Genomic DNA, 18,088 nt, shown 5'->3' on the forward strand with positions numbered 1-18,088 from the left:
GGACTTGTGATTACCGCGGTGCCTACTGCGCGAGATGCGCCGCCCGCGCCTACGCTTCCACGGCAGAATGCAACGCGGCCTGCGCGGCCGCTTCGGCGGCGAGCGCCTTGCCGACCTCGTCGGCGAATCGCTGCAAGGAGGAAAGCGGCCCGCACACGCTGTGATAAGACTGGCTGCCGATCTGCGCGTCGAGCAGCACCTGCATGCCGGACTTCTTTGCCATTTCGATCAGATCCACACTGCCCCCTTGCCGATTACAAACTGGACGCGATGATCCAGCGTAACCGGTCAATTCGACCGTCATTCGGTCGAACAGAGGCCAATGACGAGATCAATTTACCTGTTCAGCGCGGCACATCTCACGGCGACTTGAGCGGCGCGGAGGCGGACGCGATGGTCCGCGAAGGCACCGGCGCTTCCTTCTCGACGACATCGGTTTTCGGAGAACGCGCCCTGTCGACGCTCCTGATCGAAAAGCCAAACGTGTTCACGCCGTCGAGGCAATGCGCGAAGACGAACCCGCCATGCATTTCGGCGACAGCCTTGACGATCGCAAGCCCCAGCCCGTGATTCTCGCGGCTGTTCGTGCGCGAAAGCTCTGCGCGATAAAAACGGTCGAATACGTGATCGAGCACGTCGGGCGAAATCGGCTCGCCCGGATTGGCGACGGCGATCCACACGCGGCCCGCTTCGCGCGAAATCGTGACCGCGATCGACGATCCCGGCGTGGAATGATGAATCGCGTTGATCAGCAGATTCGCGCAAGCCCGCCCGAACAGCGAGCGGTTCACGCGTGCAACGGCATCGCCGTGCAGTTCGGCCTGCACCTGCGCCTCCTCCATCGGCATTTCGAGGAACTCGACGGTGCGCGCAATTTCCGCCGCGAGCGACACCTCGACCAGTTCCGTGGCCCGCTCGCCCTGATCGGCGCGCGCGAGAAACAGCATGTCGTTGATGATGCCGCGCATCCGCTCGAACTCTTCGAGATTCGATTGCAGCGTGCGGCGCAGATCGTCGACGGAACGGTTGCGCGTCAACGCGACCTGCGTCTGTCCGATCAGGATCGTCACCGGCGTGCGCAGTTCGTGCGCGACGTCCGCGTTGAACGATTCGAGCCGCACGTATGCCTCATCGAGCCGTTCGAGCGCGCCATTGAACGAATGCGCGAGATCGTTCAGCTCGTACGGCAACTCGGCCGTGCGCAGACGTTGCGAGCGATTATCGGCGCTCACCTCCGACGCATCGACGGTCAGCCGGCGCAACGGCGCGAGGCCGATCCGCGTGACCCAATAGCTCAACAGCGAAGCGCCGATCGCGCCCAATGCGGACAGCGCCGCGAGCGCCAGCCCGAACTCGCGCAACGCCTGCTCGGTGGGCGCGTAGCTGGTCGCCACCTGCAACTGCACCTGCGGACGCTCGCCGTTTGGCACGAGCGTCAGCGTGCGGGTCAGCAGGTCGTGGCCGGTGCCGTTGTCGGCGACGCGCGCATAGCCGCCCGGCCATTGCGCGACGACCCTGCCCCTCACGGGATGTCCATAATTGAAAAGCGGCGCGGCGCTCGATATCGAATAGACGCTCGTGCCGTCGCGCGGCGTCATGTCCGTGAGCTTTTCCTGCGCGAAGCGCCACTTGTCGCGATTGATCGCGTGATGCACGATGATCCGCGCGACCTCGGTGCGGCCGTCGAGCGACTCGCGCAGCCGCTGCTCCAGTTGCGAGCGGAGCACGAGAAAGAGCCCCGTGTCGACCAGCGTGAAAACGGTCAGAGCGACGAGCGCGAACAGCAACGCAAGACGCCGCCCAATCGAGCGATTCGGGCCAATCATGATGCCTCTGCTTCCTCGCGTACTTCGAGCACATAGCCCATGCCGCGCATCGTGTGCAGCAGCTTGGTGGGAAACGGGCCGTCGAGTTTCGCGCGCAGCCGCTTGATGGCCGTCTCGACGACGTTCGTGTGACTGTCGAAATTCACGTCCCAGACCAGTTCGGTGATCATCGCTTTCGACAGGATATCGCCTTGCCGCCGCGCGAGCACGCTAAGCAACTGGAACTCTTTCGCGGTCAGATCGAGCCGCACGCCGCCGCGCGTCGCGCGCCGGCCGATCAAATCGACATACAGATCGCCGACGCAGATCAGCGTCGACTCCTGCACGCGCGTGCGCCGCGCGAGCGCATGCAGACGTTCGACCAGTTCGAGAAACGAAAAGGGCTTCGTCAGATAGTCGTCGGCGCCTTCGCGCAAACCGCGCACGCGGTCGTTCACGTGATCGCGCGCGGTCAGCATGATGACGGGCGTGGACTTGCGCATGCGCAACGCTTTCAGCACGCTGATGCCGTCGCGCTTGGGCAGCATCACGTCGAGCACGATGATGTCGTAGTCGAACTCGGATGCGAGATGCAGGCCCTCTTCGCCGTCGAGCGCGACGTCGACCACCCAGCCCTGTTCGGTGAGGCCGCGACGCAGATAATCGACGACCTTGAATTCATCCTCCACGATGAGCAGCTTCATGGGCGCTCCCCTCTCTTCTCCCGATCATTATAAGTAGGCTTTCCAAACGTGTTCAGCCCGGTCTCCACCCTTCATACGGCATGGACTCTGCCAATGCGCATCACCTTCGCGTCAGTTCGGCGCATGCGTGCCTGTTGGCGCGAGATTGTTCGCGGCATCGGCGGGCGCAGGCTGCGCACCCGTCTCCTGCACGTCCCATCCGCCGCCCAGCGCCTTCACGAGCGCGACGGAAGTTGTCATTTGCTGCCCGTGGATCTGCACGTCCTGGCGCTGGCTCGTCAGCAGCGATTGCTGCGCGGTGATCACGTCGAGATAGGCGACGAGGCCGCCCGAATAGCGATCGTTGGCGAGCGAAAGCAGGCGCTGCGCATCGGCGACGGCATCGCGCGACTGCGCGGCGGCGCTGTCGAGCACCGAGAGTCCCGTGATGCCGTCCTGCACCTGCTGGAACGCTGTGAGCACGGACTGCCGGTAATTCGCCTGCGCGGCCTGATAGCCGGCGCTCGCAAAGTCCACGTTGGCCGCGCGCCGGCCGCCGTCGAACACGACCTGGCTGAGCGCCGCTCCGAGCGCCCACATCAGGCTCGGCGCGCTGATCAGATTCGCGAACTCCGTGCTCTGCCAGCCGATGCCGGGCGTCAGCGTCAGGCTCGGAAAGAACGCGGCTTTCGCGACGCCGATCTGCGCGTTGGCAGCGGCCATCGCGCGTTCCGCCGATGCGATATCGGGACGCCGCTGAAGCACATCGCTAGGCAGCCCGAGCGGAATCGCCGGCACGTGATAGTCGACCACCTTGGGCTCGATCGAAAACTGCGGCGCGGGCACCGCGACGAGCGCCGCGATCGCATGCTCGAACTGATCGCGCTGCGTGACGAGCAGTTGCGCCTGCACGCGTGTCTGATCGAGCAGCGACTTCTGCTGCAACACGTCGAGCCCCGAAACGGAACCGAGATCGTGCTCCGTCTTCACATAGTCGAGCGCCTTCTGTTGCAGTTGCACCGAGCGGTTCAACACATCGATTTCCGAGTCGAGTTCGCGCAGCGAGAAATAGTCGGTGGCGAGGTCGGTGGAAAGCACGAGCCGCGCGTTCGCGAGGTCGTCACGCGACTGTTCCGCCGATGCCTGCGCGCCTTCGACTTCGCGGCGTATGCGGCCGAACAGGTCGACGTCGTAATTGATTGTCGTGCCGAGTTGCAGATTGTTCTGCACCGTCGACTGTTTCGGCGCCGCGTAATTCGTCAGAGGCCGGTTCCTCGATGTTCGCTCGCGCGCCGCCGACGCCGACAGATCGATTTCGGGAACCTGCTGCGCGCGCGTGTTGGCGAGCGTCGCGCGGGCCTGCGCGTAATGCGCGCTGGCTGCGGCGAGCGTCTGGTTCTGCGCGAGCGCCTGCGTCTCGAGACCATCGAGCGTCGCATCGCCGAACGACTTCCACCAGTCCGGCGCGAGCGGCGCATGCGAGGGCTGCGCGAGACGCCAGTACGAATCCGTGTGCCACGTGGGCGGCGCGTCCGTCAGCGGCGTCTTGTAGTCGGGGCCGACCGTGCACGCGCACAGTGCGAGCGCGAGTGTCATCGTGCCGATCCGCGCAGCGTGTGCGAGCGTGTTCACGATGCCGCCTTGCCCCTCGACTGCGACGAAGTCTGTGGGTGCATCACCTCCACATGGTCGCCGTCGTTGATCGAATCGCTCGGGTTGATGATCACGCGGTCGGTCGGCTCGATGCCGCTTTCGATTTCGAGCGTTTGCCCAAGGTCCTGCGCGATCACGACCTTGCGCAGATGCACGACGCAGTCGCTGTCGACGACCGCGAGCCGCGGACCTTCCGCGCGAAACAGCAGCGCATTGCCCGGCACCGTCAGTTGCGCGCGTGCGCCCGACGGCAACGCCACCTGCACATAGGCGCCCGGCCGCAGCTTGCCGTCCGGATTGCGCAACGTCACTTCGATTTGCAGCGAACGCGTGGGCACGTCGATCGCGCCGGAGATGTTCGTGATACGGCCATCGAACTGCTGCCCCGGCAGCTCGGCCTGCGTCACGACAACGTCCTCGCCGACCTTGATATTCTGCGCGTAGGCCTGCGGCAATTGCACATACACGCGCAACGGATCGGACTGCGCGAGCGCGAAGAGCGCGCGGCTCGTGCCACTGCCCGCGTCGATCAGATCGCCGACATCGACGTTGCGCTGCGTGACCACGCCCGAGAATGGCGCGACGATCCGCTTGAAGCCTTCGAGCTGGCGCAAGCGCTTCACGTTGGCCTCGGCGGCGGCGAGATTGGCGACATCCTGCAGATACGTGCTTTGCCTCTCGTCGAGTTCCTGTTGCGAGACGGCATCGCGCTGACGCAATTGCTGCCAGCGCTCAAACGAACTCTTCGCGAGCCCGAGGCTCGACTGGATCTGATCGCGTTGCGCAACGGCCTGCGCGAGTTCCTGATCGATCTCCGGCGTATCGAGTTCGGCGAGCAGTTGTCCTTCCTTCACGCGCGCGCCGATGTCGGCATACCAGTGCAGAAGATAGCCTGTTGCCCGCGCATAGATCGGCGACTCGACATAGCCGCGTAGCGTCCCCGGCAACACCGTCATGTTGCTGCCGTCGTTGTCCTTCGGCGTGACGACATCGACATACTGTTTCGCGTTCTGCTGCATCATCTGCGTGACCGAGCGGTTTTGCATGATGTTCGCCACCACCGTGCGCAACGCGCCGATGGCAAGCAGCATCAGCACGACCAGGACGGCGATTTTCGCGCGCCGCCATTCGAGATGGCGCGGCGGCAGCGCGTGGCCGTCTTCCGTTTCCCGTGCGGGAATCGCCAGCGAAGAATGCGTCTTCTCAGTCATCTCGGCCGTCCGTCGTCGAGCTGTGTCCGTTTCCGTTACGGTCGTGTCGCTGATCTCGTTCATGAGCGTCGCGGTCCTCTGATTGATTGTCCTGCTCGCGCCTTGCCTTGCGATGCGCGAGCCGGCTGTGGACGCCCGCGAACAGCAGCGGCACGAAGAAAAGCGTCGAAACCGTTGCGAACAGCAGCCCGCCGATCACCGCGCGCCCGAGCGGCGCGTTCTGTTCCGCGCCTTCGCCGAGTCCGAGCGCCATCGGGATCATGCCGATGATCATCGCGAATGCCGTCATCAGCACGGGCCTGATCCGGCTCGCGCCCGCTTCGAGCGCGGCCGTCAACGGCGGCGTACCCGCCGACAGACGCTGGCGCGCGAACGCGACCATCAGAATGCTGTTCGCCGTCGCGACGCCCATCGTCATGATCGCGCCCGTCAACGCGGGCACGCTCAGATGCGTGCCTGTGAGGAACAGCATCCACACGATGCCCGCCAGCGCCGCCGGCAATGCGCTGACGATGATGAGGGGATCGATCCACGACTGGAAGTTCACGACGATCAGCAGATAGACGAGCACGATCGCCGTTGCGACGCCGATGCCGAGCCCGAAATACGACGTGCGCATGGTCTGGACCTGGCCGCGTATCGTGATGCCGCTGCCGCGCGGCAGCGTTGCGCGTGTCTGATCGACGAGCTTCTGGACCTGCGCGTCGACGCCGCCGAGATCGCGCCCTTCCACGCTCACATACACGTCGATCACGGGACGGATGTTGTAATGCGTGACCATCGCGAACTGGCTTTTCGGCGAGACCTGCACGAGATTGCCGAGCAGTTGCGTCGGTGCCGTCGAGGTCGCCGATACGGGCGTGCGCAGCAGTTGATCGACGGACGAAATCTGATACTGCGGCGTCTGCACGGCAACGTTGTACTCGACGCCATTGCGCGGATTGAACCAGAATCCCGGCGACGTCTGCGAGCTGCCCGACAGCGAGACCAGCACGTTCTGCGCGACGTTGTTCGCATTGAGATTGAGCTGCTGCATGCGCGTGCGGTCCATCTGCAGATTGATGACGGGCTCGTCGAGCTTTTGCTGGATGTGCGCATCGACGGCACCCGGAATCATGCGGATCTGCTTCAACAGCTTTCGCGCCGTCTCGAGATTGCCTTCCTGATTCGAGCCGACGATCTGCACGTCGATCGCGGCGGGCAAACCGAAGTTGAGAATCTGCGTGACGATGTCGGCGGGTTGAAAGAAGAACTCCGTGCCCGGGAAACGTTGCGGCAACAGCGCGCGCAAACGGTCGATATAGCCGAGGCTCGGCTTGTGGTCCGCGTTCAGCGCGAGCAGGATTTCGCCGTCGAGCGTGCCGATGGTGCCCGCATTGCTGTACGAAAGATTGATGCCGCTATACGGCAGGCCCAGATTGTCGAGCACGGTGCCCAGCTCCTTCGCGGGTATCACTTCTCGCACCACCTTCTCGACCTCGTCGGCGAGCCGCGCCGTTTCTTCGATCCGCGTGCCCGTCGGCGCGCGCATGTGCAAACGTATCTCGCCCGCGTCGACGCGCGGAAAGAAGTCCTCGCCGAGCGCAAGCGCGAGGCCCAGCGACAGCACGCAGAACGCAAGAAACATCGAGCCGAACAGCCGACGGCGCACGAGCAGACTGCTGAGGACTATGATGTACGCCGCGCGCATCGTCTCGAAGCCGCTGTCGAAGCGGCGGTACAGGCGCATGAACAGATTCGGCCTCGCATGCGCGTCGCGCTTGTGCGCGTGGCCCATCAGCAGCATCGCGAGCGTCGGCACCAGCGTTCTCGATAGCACATACGATGCGAGCATCGCGAACACGACAGCTTCCGCGAGCGGCACGAACAGATAGCGCGCCACGCCCGTCAGGAAGAACATCGGCACGAACACGATGCAGATGCACAGCGTCGACACGAGCGCGGGAATCGCGATCTCGCCCGCGCCGTCGAGAATCGCGTCGTGCAGATTCGTGCCCATGTGCAGATGGCGCTCGATGTTCTCGATCGTGACGGTCGCGTCGTCGACCAGAATGCCGACCGCGAGCGCGAGACCGCCCAGCGTCATGATGTTGATCGTCTGCCCGAGCGCATGCAGCGCGATCAGCGAAGTCAGGATCGAAAGCGGAATCGAAATGGCGATGATGCAGGTGCTGCGCCAGTTGCCGAGGAAAAGCAGAATCATCGCGGCCGTCAGCGCGGCGGCGATCACCGCCTCGCGCACCACGCCGCGAATCGCGGCCTTCACGAACACCGACTGATCGAACAATGGCGTGACCTTGAGATCGGGCGGCAGCGCCGCCGTCGCATTCGGCAGAAGCGCATGCAATGCGTTGACGATCGAAAGCGTCGATGCACTGCCCGTCTTCAGGATCGAAATGAGCACGCCACGCCGGCCGTCTTCGCGCACAACGTTCGTCTGCGGAGAAAAGCCGTCGCGCACGTGCGCGACTTCGCGCAGATAAGTCGTCGCGCCGTTCACCGTGCGCACGGGGATTTCGTTCAGGCCCGCGACTGTCGTCGGCGAGCCGTTCATGTTGATCGTGTATTCCTTCGGTCCGATCTTCGCGGTGCCCGTCGGCAGAATCAGGTTTTGCGCGTTGACCGCGTTGACGACATCGAGCGGTGTCAGCCCTTTCGCGAGCATCGCACGCGTGTCGAGATCGACGGAGATCAGACGCGTCTTGCCGCCGTACGGATACGGCACGGCGGCGCCCGGAATCGTGACGAGCTGCGGACGCAGGAAGTTGAGCGCCGTGTCGTTGAGGTCCTGCTCGGAGAGCCGCGTGCTCGACAGGCCCAGTTGAACCACGGGAATGCTCGACGCCGAATAGCTGATCACGAGCGGCGGCGTCGCGCCCGGCGGCATCTGCTTCAGCTGCGCCTGCTCGACGGCGACCGTTTGCGCGATCGCCGTCTGGATGTTCGCGTTCGGCTGCAGGAACAGCTTGATGATCGCAATGCCCGCGAGCGATTGCGACTCGATGTGCTCGATGTCGTTGACCGTCGTCGTCAGGCTGCGCTCGTTGACGGACGTGATGCGATTGGCCACGTCCTCGGCGGACAGGCCGGTGTAGTTCCAGATGATGCTGACGACGGGGATGTTGATTTCGGGCAGCACGTCGACTGGCGTCGTGAACAGCACGAAGGGTGTCGCCAGCACGATCAGGATGGCCATCACGATGAACGTGTACGGCCGCTTCAATGCGAGATTGACGATCCACATACAGGCTTGGGTATCCGTTATGAACGCGCGATGGTGACGTCCGGCAGCGGCGTCACTTTTCTCTGCGCGTCCGCGGCAACCTAGGTGTTCATGCTAGTGGGTAAGGCCCAACAAACCGATGACGCGAAAATGGCGGTTCTGCCATGTTCGCGGGATGGGATCTTTCGGGTGCAAACGTACCCACAAGTACGATTCGATGGACACGCATTTTATGCCGGAAAAACAAAGCCTTAAGTTTTTTTGCTCGTGTCCATCCGTTGCTAAAGAAAATGGACTGAAGATCGGCCCTGTCGCATAAAAAGTCGTGGAGCGGGAGAACTCGCTGTCGTCGCTGACGGCCGAGGAAGCGGTGGCCTACCGGGCACTCTTGCGACGACGATTCGGGCAGGCGTCGAAGAATTCTCAACGGCCCTCACGCGACGCTTACAACAATGCTCCACCGAGCGACGTCGCTGAAATGGGGCGCGGGCTTGCTCAGTATTTGCTCCCATGAATTCGATGCCCAATGAACGGCCTCAGCAGCCGCGCATTGCGCCTCTTCGAAACACTTCCGTGTTCGATCGCTTGCTCCCCCCGCTTCAGGGCGTCGCGAACAACGTCTTCTTTCACTTCGTCAGCGAGCGACAGTTTGTCGAATTCGAATCCAAAAAAAACCTTGGCCATGCCTCAGAAAGTCACTTACATACGCTACCAATCGGCGAGATGCCGTAATTCCAGGCGCTAGACCATAGCGTTTGAACGCTACGCGGGCCTTGTTTAGTTCAAGTATTTTGGCCTTAAAGGGGATCTTCATATGATCACTCTTTGCAGCCCTGTCAATCGCGTCCAAGAGTGTTGTGAAACCATCCTGATCCCGAACAGCGATGTCGTGTTCTTTAAACTACGGATCGTAGGAACAGTTCCACAGCATCCTGGGCAGTGCATATAGCCAAACCGACCATTGCTACAGATGAGCGATCAATTAGTCTCTCAGACTCCTGATATATTTGTTTCGCAAGAAACACCGGGCGTTTGTCATTCATAGAACACTATTGCAGTTGATGTTAGTTTGACAACGTCAAGTCCCGGATACGCGCCGGACCACCTCGTTCATCGAGTAGTGCACAAATTGCTTTCCCAGCTCAGTAAGCATGTATTGCTTGCTGCCCTCGAACGCAGACTCAACAATACTGTTGGTTGGGCCTGAGGGCCGTCGTACCGCCTGCTTACGCAGGAATTGCCCATCGGCATTGGTGTCGCGTACTTGTCTGATGACGCCACCCGTACTAAGGTCGCGGATCAGTAGCTTGTACAAGTCCGCTTCCGCCGAATCCTCGCGGACCGGATCGCCATAGATCGCGGTCCAAATATCAAACCGCGTGGAGCCAGGGTTGCTGAAAATTTCGCGGATTACCGCCAGGTGGGATTCGTGATAGGTGTCTAGCCAATCAATGAAGAGGCGAACTACGTCGTCTGAGCACAGGCGGGTCCCGGCGGCGTTCGTAACGAGGTTCGCGACATAACGACGCTTTTCTTCAGTATCAGCCTTGTCCCAAGCGCGAATTGCTTTTCGAACGATGTCTAGGTATTCCTCGCTAGCCAACCGATCGTTGATCTCATCGCCAATCGCCTCGAATCATCGACCAATTTCTTGCATGGCTGCACTGAGCGTCTCCATCTTGGCTTGGTGCTCTTCCAGCCATCGCGTCCGCAAATTATCCGTCTCCAGACCAGCTTGTTGCCGCAAAAAATCGTCGACAAGACGACATTGCCATCGAGAACTTTGAAAACAACGGGGTACCTGCGCCGTAGAAGACCGAATACGGAATTGAGCTGGACGACCTTGCAGCAGCCATAGCCCGGGACCAGATTTAGCAGAAGTCCGCAAAATATCGCAGTGCCGCAGGAGAGACGTGGTCAGGCGACGGCGAGACGCCTCACTGGCTCAAACAGGCCGTCAGCGCGGGCCAGTCAATCGAGCATTTCGCCGTAAACGGCGCAGCACAATCTGCAGCCCGTCCAAGGTTCGATTGGAGTCAAGACCCGCTTGCGGGCGGCCGGTTGGCGACAGTGCGTCTGTCAGCTAGCGATACGCTTTGACGCTCCTCGAATAACACGGGTAAAAAATGTCGGCTTAGCCCTTCCAGCCGAATCCCTTCCCCGGCAAACCGGCTCAATGTTTCCGGGGCAGCGTCCTCGGTCCGATCAACCCGCGACTTACCCAGTGCAGACCTCCCCAACTCCTGGAAATCCTCACCTTTTGCCGGCCTGACATTCCCGGATCAGCGTTCAGCAGGTGCCAGCAAAAAAGCGCCGTTTCGGCACGGACCCGTTTACCCGGTGAAAAACGCTGGTTCGACGCGAAGCCTGCAACCGTTCGCATCAAGGAGCGCGCGCTGAAGAAGCTGAAGACGCGGCGGCTTAAGTAGTGCTCGTGCCTGTTGCCTGAAGCGTGGCAGGCGCCAAGCGGGCTCCGGAGAGCGTGCCTGCAGGCTTCGTTTTGCACTTCGCGACGTACGTCGCACGCGCGTCTGCCCTTGTCCTACTCTCCCCAAAACTTCGGGGCGTCCCCCGTTCTCGCCAATCCGCCGCGCTCACAGCGGCGTACTCCAGACCAGAGCCAACCAATTGACGTTGAATAACCTGTAACCTTACCCCGGCTTCGACGGCAATATCCGAGCCGCTCTTGCCGATCACCGCGACCAGTTCCGCTTCATAGTGGTAGTTCTGCGTCTGCGACGGATACGCGAGTTCGAGCGTTTCGCCATAGGCGACGGGCACGACGGCATCGGCTGGTTTGCAGAAGAAGAACGGCGGCTCGCGATCGGGATCGAAGCCCATTTCGCGCGCGTGCGCCGCGTAGTTGCGGCCCACGCAGTAGACGCGGCGCACCGCGAATTGAGCGTCGCTACCGGCGACGGGAACAGCGACGGGCGCTTCGGGCGTGAAAACAAAAGCCATGATGAATTCGACTCGGCAGATAAAAGGATGGAGCACGCGCCACCGATGCGGCGCGCGACGACAAAAGATGCCGACCGATGCGGACGTCTAGCTGCGTTCTTCGCGCAGCAGATTCAGCGCGGCGAGCACAGGGCGATCCGAATAGCTGAACAGCACGCTTTCCACCGACGCCGACAGTTGCACGGGCGCCCACGATGGCGCGACGAACACGTCGTGCGGCTCGAACACGAATTCGTCGTCGCCGATCTTCACCGTGCCCTTGCCTTCGACGACGCAGTAGATCGTCGCGTCAGTGCTGCGATACGTGCGGCCCTTGAAGCCCTTCGGCAGGTATTGCATGAAGGTCGCGATGGTCGGCATCGGCCAGCCGCCCGTCGCCGGGTTCACGTAGCGCAGCTTCACGCCGTCCCATTCGTCGAGTTCGCCGTTGCGGTACAGCGCGTCGAGCGCCTCGCGGCTGCGCTCGTACGGGTAGCTGAAAATCGGCGACGTCGGATCGGACACGCGATGCCGCACGGGCACCATGTTGTGGCCGAAGCGCGCGAAGCTGTCGCCCTCGGGGCGCGAGACGGGCTGCGTCGCTTCGGGGTAGTTCTCGGCAAAGCCCGCATCCATCTGCGCGACGAGCGGGATGTCGAGTCCGTCGAGCCACACGACGGGCTCGCCGCCTTCTTCGACGGACGGATTGCCGTGGTCGTGCCACGTCCACGACGGCGTGATGATGAAGTCGCCGGGGTGCATCGTCGTGCGCTCGCCGTTGACGGCCGTCCACGCGCCCTTGCCCTCGACGATGAAGCGCAGCGCCGATTGCGTATGCCGATGGCTCGGCGCGATCTCGCCGGGCAGGATCAGTTGCAGTCCGGCGTACAGGTTCGGCGTCATGCTCGACTTGCCGGGCAAGCCGGGATTTTCGAGCACCAGCACGCGGCGCACGGCTTCTTCCGCGCTGATCACGGAGCCCGCCTCCATCACGAGGTCGCGCACCTGCGCATACTTCCAGATCGCGGGCTGCGCTTTCGGCTGCGGCGATTTCGGCACGATGTTGTGCAGCGACTCCCACAGCGGCGCCATGCGCTGACGGGCAATCTGCTCGTAGTAGCTGACGCGGGATGTGTTTAGATCAGTCGTCTTCATTGTATTTCCCTACGATATCCGGGATGTTTGACTGGACGAGCATCTGGACCGAAGATCACGACGCCGACAATGGCTCAGATAGCCTGGCGCGGCATGCCGAGACTACTGAGCCCGCTCCGCGCACCGTGTCAAACAGCTCTGAGATGTCGTCGGGAAGGTCGTCTCCGCGCCAGGCTACATGTCCATCCGGCCGAATGAGCACGAGTTTCCTTTCATAAAGGACCGCCGCATCCGTGTCATCGATCCGATAAACCGACAGGGGCAGTCGTATTCGCTTTGCCGCCTCGATCGCGGGCCCCGGGTCAAATTCAGCAAAGCTCAGCAGCGCAAAACCGTCTCCGAACAGATCAAGAACGGACTTACCGTCACGCAGCCAGAAGTGCGGCGCACGGTTACCAGGGCATGCCGACGGCACATATGTTCCTGGGTCGTCGCAACGCGACGAGGCGCTATCATCGATCACGATCGGCGAAGGCAAATACGAATATCCGAGATGTACTCCGATCGCGTGCCACGCTTTTTCGTTTTCCTCGACTAGCCGTTCGCCGAGTTTTCTTCGTAATTCGTCTCCTGCACGAGTTGAATCGAGCAGTCCCGGATGTCCCGTGTTATCGGTGAGGCGACCATAATTTCGAAGTGACTCCTGGGCTGCTCGTGCGGACGCGGGTCTGCGTTCAATGTCATACGACGCCAAAAGATTCCGCCCACCCCAGCCATCGAGCATGGCAGCCAGTTTCCAGCCGAGGTCAAAGCCGTCCTGAATGCCGGTATTCATACCCAGCCCGCCGTTCGGCGGATGTGCATGCGCTGCATCGCCTGCAAGGAAGATTCGCCCGTCGCTGAAGCGGTCAGCCACCACCATCTTCCGAATCCACCGGCTCACATCATCGATTTCGTATTCGAAATCGCACCCAACGCACGCTTGCAGAGCGGCATGGATAGCCTCCCGAGTCATACCGCGCTCGTCAACTCCAATGAGTTGCAAGCGCCACAGGTCGCGCCCGTCCATTGTCGTCAATACCGCCCATGTGCCCTGCTCTCCGACAAATACGTAGCGGTAGGCGTCCCCTTTTTCGTGCAGGCGACTGAGGTCTTAGATGCGCACGTACACGCTGACGGAAACGTCCAGATGTGGATGTCCGCGCATCGAAATGCCCAACAGGCTTCGCACAGTGCTGGAATAGCCGTCACAGCCGATCACATACCGGGTACGTAACGAGTATTGCCGCCCGGTAGAGATGTCGGTCACGCCGACAGTGACACCATCGTCGTCCTGTTCCAACCACTCTACCCTGTTCTGGTAACGGAGCTCGACGCCAGGCAGGGATGCAGCATGCCGCTTGAGGATCGGATCGAACCACGTCTGCGGACACGGCAACTCACGCTCAGGGCTGAACCGGGAGCTGAATCCCTCACGCAGCCTGGGCGTCTTGACCCGCCCAAGCTCATATCCGTCCAGACTCGTGACGAATACACTATCGAGCCCGTGATCGTGAGGAAATCCCCAGTTGTGGATCTCTTCCGCCAGCGCGAGCTGTCGGCAGAACTCCATGGTTCGCACGCCGACAACAACCACCTTTGCTGATTCTGTGCAATCTTCCCTTTGCTCGAGTAGCAGGACGGGCACCTTGCGTCGTCCAAGGTCACATGCAAGCGCAAGGCCGACCGGGCCACCGCCTACGATAACGACTGGCGCCGAAGGAGTAGGTATCGAGATATTTTTCATGAGCAGTTAGCCGACCTGGGGAAGCTCTTTTGGCACACCGATCAGGCATTCGGCCCGCTTCGGCCGAACCACCATGAAGTCGGACAGCATGCAGCCCACATCGAGCTTCCAGTTGGAGTCGTGGAGATCAATGTTGTTGCCGAAGGTCATTCCTTCCTCGAGTACCATGTCTCCGATTCGGGCTCCGTTCATCGTATTCGATCCGTAGCCTTCCTGATATACGACTGTCGGAAACTCTGGCGACGCAGTACCCATGGCGTGAAAGCCCAGCTCGACCCAATCGAGTCCCGCATCCCGGGCAGGCTTGCGGATCATTTCGATTGCTTCCCCGATGGTGCGACCTGCTACGAGTGCTTCTTTGCTCGCTTCCAGGCAGTCGTGTGAGACAGCCCAGATATTCAGCAGCTCCCGCGGCGCCTTCTTGCCGACATAGACGGTGAACTCCGTATGGCAGCGATAGCCGCCATATTTGGTGTGCCATTCCGAGACAATAATGTCACCGTCTTGAAGCGGTCTCATCGTCGGCGTACGAGGCTGCTCACAGCCATGCAGCAAATGCCATAGTTCGTTGGTCGGATGCTCAACCGGGCCTGCAGCAAACAGGTTGAAGATATTCGGTTCAGCGCCATTGGCGATTTGCGTCCGGATCATTTCAGCGTACACGGCTGCATCAGGTACGCCAGGGCGCGCCGTCTCGACCATCGCATCGATGACCTTGCGCGCGATCCTGCCCGCCCCTCGCAGCATGTTGATTTCTTCTTCGCTTTTTACCATCCGCATTTCCTGAAGCAGCGCGCTGGCATCCTGGAACTCTGCATCAGGCAACAAGTGCTTCAACGCTTGCACATCCTGATGAAGTAGCGTGGGCGTCGTCTGAATCGTCGAAGAAAATCCCACGAGACCGATGCGCGCCTGACAGAGGCCACGCTGACGAATTTCATCCGCGACTGCAGCCATTCCTCCTCGGGTACGGAAATCAGTGACCCATTTCTGAACCGACAAGTACATATTTGTGGGTCTGTTCATATGAGCCACTGCATTCCAGACCACCGGTGCGCCGACGAGTGGAAATAGTGCGTCCGCCCCGATTTGAGAATCCACCTGAAGCATGTAGCGCATATTGGCCATGCCCATGCCCCAGTAAATGTCGTTACCAAGGAAGACTAGTGCGTCAAGACCCGCAATCAGCATCTTCTTTCGCACCCGATCCCAACGAGCGTCTCGCTCGGCAAGCGAGAGCTGCGGGACAAAGGCAGTCAGATCAGCGGCGTGTGCGTCTTCGGCAATCGGCCCCGCGAGCGGTTGAGGGAAATCGAGGTTTTTCACGGATACTGTCTCCTACTTAAAATTTATGAATATCAGCCGAAATGGCACACGCAAGAAACGGGATCTAAAGAAACCGATACCGTCATGAAACTTTTGCCATCCGTGTAGCGCGAGGCAAATACGGGTTAAGTGGAAACACGCCCCAAGCGCCCTCCTCGTGATAAAAGAAGGCAATGGTCACAGGACCGTCGAAGCGCGCGACTTCGATGCAGACATAGCGCGCACCGCGGGCCGTGCGTCCAAATCGGGTGACACGCAATGGTCGAGTTGGGGTCGGGGCAAGCCATTTATCAACCAGCGAACGCAATGAACTTTTCTGCGGATACATGTTCGTCACCTGTTGCCACGTAGATACGTAAAGCTCGTGAGAGCGTACGTCTCACAAGAGCTATCGCTCGATTGGTCGGTCGGCAAATCGCGCTTGCACGCCTGATAGCCGGAGTCACGTCGCATCGGTAAGCCTCGTCGTCAACTTTTCAGCGACCGGAACCGATGCGCGATCGCCGTGGAGAGCTGCTTCCAACATGCGACGCGTAGCCGGAAGCAGGTAGATCAGAATCATTGCAAGTGCGGCAATGACGCATGGGACCGCTGCGACATAAAGAATCTGAACGGTGCCCCACTTCCAGGCTACGAGCACGCCGCCCATCAACGACCCCAGCATGGAGCCTAGACGACCGATACCCGTGGCCCAACCAACCCCGGTCGACCGGATAAGCGCTGGATATACGGCCACGTTAAGGGCATGGGTTACGCCTTGTGTACCGCTGCCGACGCCGGCAAGAAAGACCACGGCCACAAGCAGCAAAAAGTCATGCGTCATCCAACCCATCGCGGTCAGTGCGACTGCATAAAGTGCACAGACGCCTGACAACGCGAGCGTTGCCCAACGGCGCCTGAGGAGACGCGCAAGCGCGAGAGAAGACAGTGCGGAACCTACGGGAAATGCGCTCGATGCAAGCACAGAACTACCGATGGACATACCGGCTTCGGCAAATAGAGTCGGTAACCAGCTGAAGACGAAATAGGTTGCGACGAGGAGCATGAACACCGTCGTCCAGATCAGCGACGTATAAACGGCCCGACCGTCGCCGAAAAGGCGGCGCACCGGAAAGCCGCGCTCGTTCTGCTCGATCCCTACGATAAATTCCGCTCCGCGCGGCAGCCCGAGATCCGGCGCGACGCGACTCAAAATTCGCCGCACCCGCTCTGTCGACTGACCGAAAGCAACCAGTTGTCGCGACGACTCCGGAACTGTCATCAGCGCAACAAGTGCAACGGCAAGTGGAATGGCGCCACCTACCACAAACACGCTACGCCATCCAAAGGTTGGCAGAAGGGCTGCCGCGAGAAAACCGCCCAACGTGGTGCCAGCCAGATAACCCATGGCACACAACGTCACCAGTGAACTGCGCCGATTTGCGGGCACGTATTCCGATGTCAGTGCAATCGCATTGGGGTAGGCGCCACCGATACCTGCGCCTGCCGCGAACTGCAGAAAAATGAGCATTTCCGGCGACGAGGTCTTACTTTTCATCAGGCTGAGCAGACCAAAAGCGATCAGGCTGGCAACAAGGACAGGTTTCCGCCCCATCTTGTCGGAAACGAGACCCAAAAGCAGATTGCCAATACCCATACCGAGCACGCCGGCCGTAAAAATCGGCCCCAGCATCGCCCGGCTGAAGCCGAGATCTTTGATCAGCGCGGGCGCCACGTAACCGATTGCCTGCGCGTCGAAACCATCTACCGCCATTGCCAGGGTACATGTAGCGACAATTCCCCACTGAAATGCGGACATTGATCGGGAATCGATCACGGCCGCCACATCGAAAGTGCGCTGCATTGCTTCGTCTCCTGAATGTTCGAAGGGGTCTCGCACCGTTTGACGTTTCTTCTGAACCGGATAGTGTCGGTACTGGTCGATGCGGGATCGCCGCAATTCCGCTCGCTAGGCCTCAGTATTCCTGCGGCGCGTGCGCTGATTGCACTGTACGAGGGTGGTTCGAAAATGACGGTCGGGAACCTTGCGGAAACGACATCGACCGATCTCTCGACGATGTCGCACATACTGAGACGCCTCGAATCCCAATCGTTGTTGACCCGGACGCGGCTCGCACGGGATAACCGTGTGGTCTATGCGACCCTCACGAAACAGGGGCGCTCCATCGCAAAAGAGTGTCACGACGCCAGTCTCCAGCACGAGGCCGTCTTATTGGGCGATATGTCTGCAGAGGAAGCAGGTCTGCTGAAACGGATGCTGGTTTGCGTCTATGGGAACGCGAAGTCAGGGTTCGGAATTGATTGATCAAACAGACAAGTCGACGCGTCCTCGAAGCAAGCGTGCGGGCTTCCCGGGCGCCCTGAGC

General features: G+C 60.9%; 14 protein-coding genes and 3 pseudogenes. 3 read left to right on the forward strand and 14 right to left on the reverse strand.

What is annotated here, in order from left to right:
• Positions 1-49: 49 nt before the first annotated feature.
• From BN2476_RS28200 to BN2476_RS28235, 7 genes are all read right to left on the reverse strand, one after another.
• Positions 50-223: a hypothetical protein gene (locus BN2476_RS28200; RefSeq protein ID WP_235850996.1), complete on the reverse strand. Its 174-nt coding sequence runs from the start codon at positions 221-223 to the stop codon at positions 50-52.
• A gap of 136 nt (positions 224-359) precedes the next feature.
• Positions 360-1,826, reverse strand: a complete 1,467-nt coding sequence (locus tag BN2476_RS28205) for a heavy metal sensor histidine kinase (protein ID WP_087737509.1) — start codon at positions 1,824-1,826, stop codon at positions 360-362.
• Positions 1,823-2,509, reverse strand: a complete 687-nt coding sequence (locus tag BN2476_RS28210) for a heavy metal response regulator transcription factor (RefSeq protein ID WP_087737510.1) — start codon at positions 2,507-2,509, stop codon at positions 1,823-1,825. The genes BN2476_RS28205 and BN2476_RS28210 overlap by 4 nt, the downstream gene beginning before the upstream one ends.
• A gap of 111 nt (positions 2,510-2,620) precedes the next feature.
• Positions 2,621-4,084: an efflux transporter outer membrane subunit gene (locus BN2476_RS28215; RefSeq protein ID WP_087737536.1), complete on the reverse strand. Its 1,464-nt coding sequence runs from the start codon at positions 4,082-4,084 to the stop codon at positions 2,621-2,623.
• A gap of 32 nt (positions 4,085-4,116) precedes the next feature.
• On the reverse strand, positions 4,117-5,352 hold the full coding sequence (locus tag BN2476_RS28220) for an efflux RND transporter periplasmic adaptor subunit (protein WP_087737511.1): 1,236 nt from the start codon (positions 5,350-5,352) through the stop codon (positions 4,117-4,119).
• Entirely contained in the window at positions 5,345-8,596 is a 3,252-nt protein-coding gene (locus BN2476_RS28225; RefSeq protein WP_087737512.1) for an efflux RND transporter permease subunit, read from the reverse strand. Before BN2476_RS28225 ends, BN2476_RS28220 begins: the two co-directional genes overlap by 8 nt.
• Before the next feature lie 1,057 nt (positions 8,597-9,653).
• A complete protein-coding gene (locus BN2476_RS28235; protein WP_087737514.1) occupies positions 9,654-10,178 on the reverse strand; it encodes a hypothetical protein in 525 nt (174 codons plus the stop codon).
• A gap of 165 nt (positions 10,179-10,343) precedes the next feature.
• Between BN2476_RS28235 and BN2476_RS28240 the strand changes: the two are divergent.
• Both BN2476_RS28240 and BN2476_RS48540 read left to right on the forward strand, forming a co-directional pair.
• Positions 10,344-10,675, forward strand: a pseudogene (locus BN2476_RS28240) (H-NS family nucleoid-associated regulatory protein).
• Positions 10,676-10,853: 178 nt separating this feature from the next.
• Positions 10,854-11,004 (forward strand): annotated as a pseudogene (locus tag BN2476_RS48540) (HU family DNA-binding protein); the annotation flags it as partial.
• A 232-nt stretch (positions 11,005-11,236) separates the two neighbouring features.
• Here the strand turns inward: BN2476_RS48540 and BN2476_RS28250 are convergent.
• The 7 genes and pseudogenes from BN2476_RS28250 to BN2476_RS28280 form a co-directional block, all read right to left on the reverse strand.
• A pseudogene (locus BN2476_RS28250) lies at positions 11,237-11,536 on the reverse strand (fumarylacetoacetate hydrolase family protein); the annotation flags it as partial.
• Between the two features lie 87 nt (positions 11,537-11,623).
• Positions 11,624-12,670, reverse strand: coding sequence for a gentisate 1,2-dioxygenase (gene gtdA, locus BN2476_RS28255; RefSeq protein ID WP_087737515.1), 1,047 nt, complete (start codon positions 12,668-12,670; stop codon positions 11,624-11,626).
• A gap of 55 nt (positions 12,671-12,725) precedes the next feature.
• Positions 12,726-13,625 carry an FAD-dependent monooxygenase gene (locus BN2476_RS28260; protein ID WP_160111765.1) on the reverse strand — a complete coding sequence of 300 codons (900 nt, stop codon included), beginning with the start codon at positions 13,623-13,625 and terminating at the stop codon, positions 12,726-12,728.
• 138 nt (positions 13,626-13,763) lie between these two features.
• Positions 13,764-14,396: an FAD-dependent monooxygenase gene (locus BN2476_RS28265; protein WP_087737517.1), complete on the reverse strand. Its 633-nt coding sequence runs from the start codon at positions 14,394-14,396 to the stop codon at positions 13,764-13,766.
• 6 nt (positions 14,397-14,402) lie between these two features.
• Positions 14,403-15,722 carry a M24 family metallopeptidase gene (locus BN2476_RS28270; RefSeq protein ID WP_087737518.1) on the reverse strand — a complete coding sequence of 440 codons (1,320 nt, stop codon included), beginning with the start codon at positions 15,720-15,722 and terminating at the stop codon, positions 14,403-14,405.
• Between the two features lie 82 nt (positions 15,723-15,804).
• Entirely contained in the window at positions 15,805-16,050 is a 246-nt protein-coding gene (locus tag BN2476_RS28275) for a hypothetical protein (protein ID WP_087737519.1), read from the reverse strand.
• Between the two features lie 114 nt (positions 16,051-16,164).
• Positions 16,165-17,565 carry an MFS transporter gene (locus BN2476_RS28280; protein ID WP_087737520.1) on the reverse strand — a complete coding sequence of 467 codons (1,401 nt, stop codon included), beginning with the start codon at positions 17,563-17,565 and terminating at the stop codon, positions 16,165-16,167.
• A 15-nt stretch (positions 17,566-17,580) separates the two neighbouring features.
• Between BN2476_RS28280 and BN2476_RS28285 the strand changes: the two genes are divergently transcribed.
• Positions 17,581-18,027 (forward strand): MarR family winged helix-turn-helix transcriptional regulator, encoded by a 447-nt coding sequence (locus BN2476_RS28285; RefSeq protein ID WP_087737521.1) that lies wholly within the window; start codon positions 17,581-17,583, stop codon positions 18,025-18,027.
• Positions 18,028-18,088: the final 61 nt, after the last annotated feature.

Source organism: Paraburkholderia piptadeniae (assembly GCF_900007165.1).
GTDB lineage: Bacteria > Pseudomonadota > Gammaproteobacteria > Burkholderiales > Burkholderiaceae > Paraburkholderia > Paraburkholderia piptadeniae.

Coding starts and splice junctions, on each gene's coding strand:
- gtdA (WP_087737515.1), bottom strand. CDS start 12,670: ATGAAGACGACTGATCTAAACACATCCCGCGTCAGCTACTACGAGCAG.
- BN2476_RS28225 (WP_087737512.1), bottom strand. CDS start 8,596: ATGTGGATCGTCAATCTCGCATTGAAGCGGCCGTACACGTTCATCGTG.
- BN2476_RS28200 (WP_235850996.1), bottom strand. CDS start 223: ATGGCAAAGAAGTCCGGCATGCAGGTGCTGCTCGACGCGCAGATCGGC.
- BN2476_RS28220 (WP_087737511.1), bottom strand. CDS start 5,352: ATGACTGAGAAGACGCATTCTTCGCTGGCGATTCCCGCACGGGAAACG.
- BN2476_RS28265 (WP_087737517.1), bottom strand. CDS start 14,396: ATGAAAAATATCTCGATACCTACTCCTTCGGCGCCAGTCGTTATCGTA.
- BN2476_RS28280 (WP_087737520.1), bottom strand. CDS start 17,565: ATGCAGCGCACTTTCGATGTGGCGGCCGTGATCGATTCCCGATCAATG.
- BN2476_RS28285 (WP_087737521.1), top strand. CDS start 17,581: ATGTTCGAAGGGGTCTCGCACCGTTTGACGTTTCTTCTGAACCGGATA.
- BN2476_RS28275 (WP_087737519.1), bottom strand. CDS start 16,050: ATGTATCCGCAGAAAAGTTCATTGCGTTCGCTGGTTGATAAATGGCTT.
- BN2476_RS28215 (WP_087737536.1), bottom strand. CDS start 4,084: ATGACACTCGCGCTCGCACTGTGCGCGTGCACGGTCGGCCCCGACTAC.
- BN2476_RS28260 (WP_160111765.1), bottom strand. CDS start 13,625: ATGACTCGGGAGGCTATCCATGCCGCTCTGCAAGCGTGCGTTGGGTGC.
- BN2476_RS28210 (WP_087737510.1), bottom strand. CDS start 2,509: ATGAAGCTGCTCATCGTGGAGGATGAATTCAAGGTCGTCGATTATCTG.
- BN2476_RS28205 (WP_087737509.1), bottom strand. CDS start 1,826: ATGATTGGCCCGAATCGCTCGATTGGGCGGCGTCTTGCGTTGCTGTTC.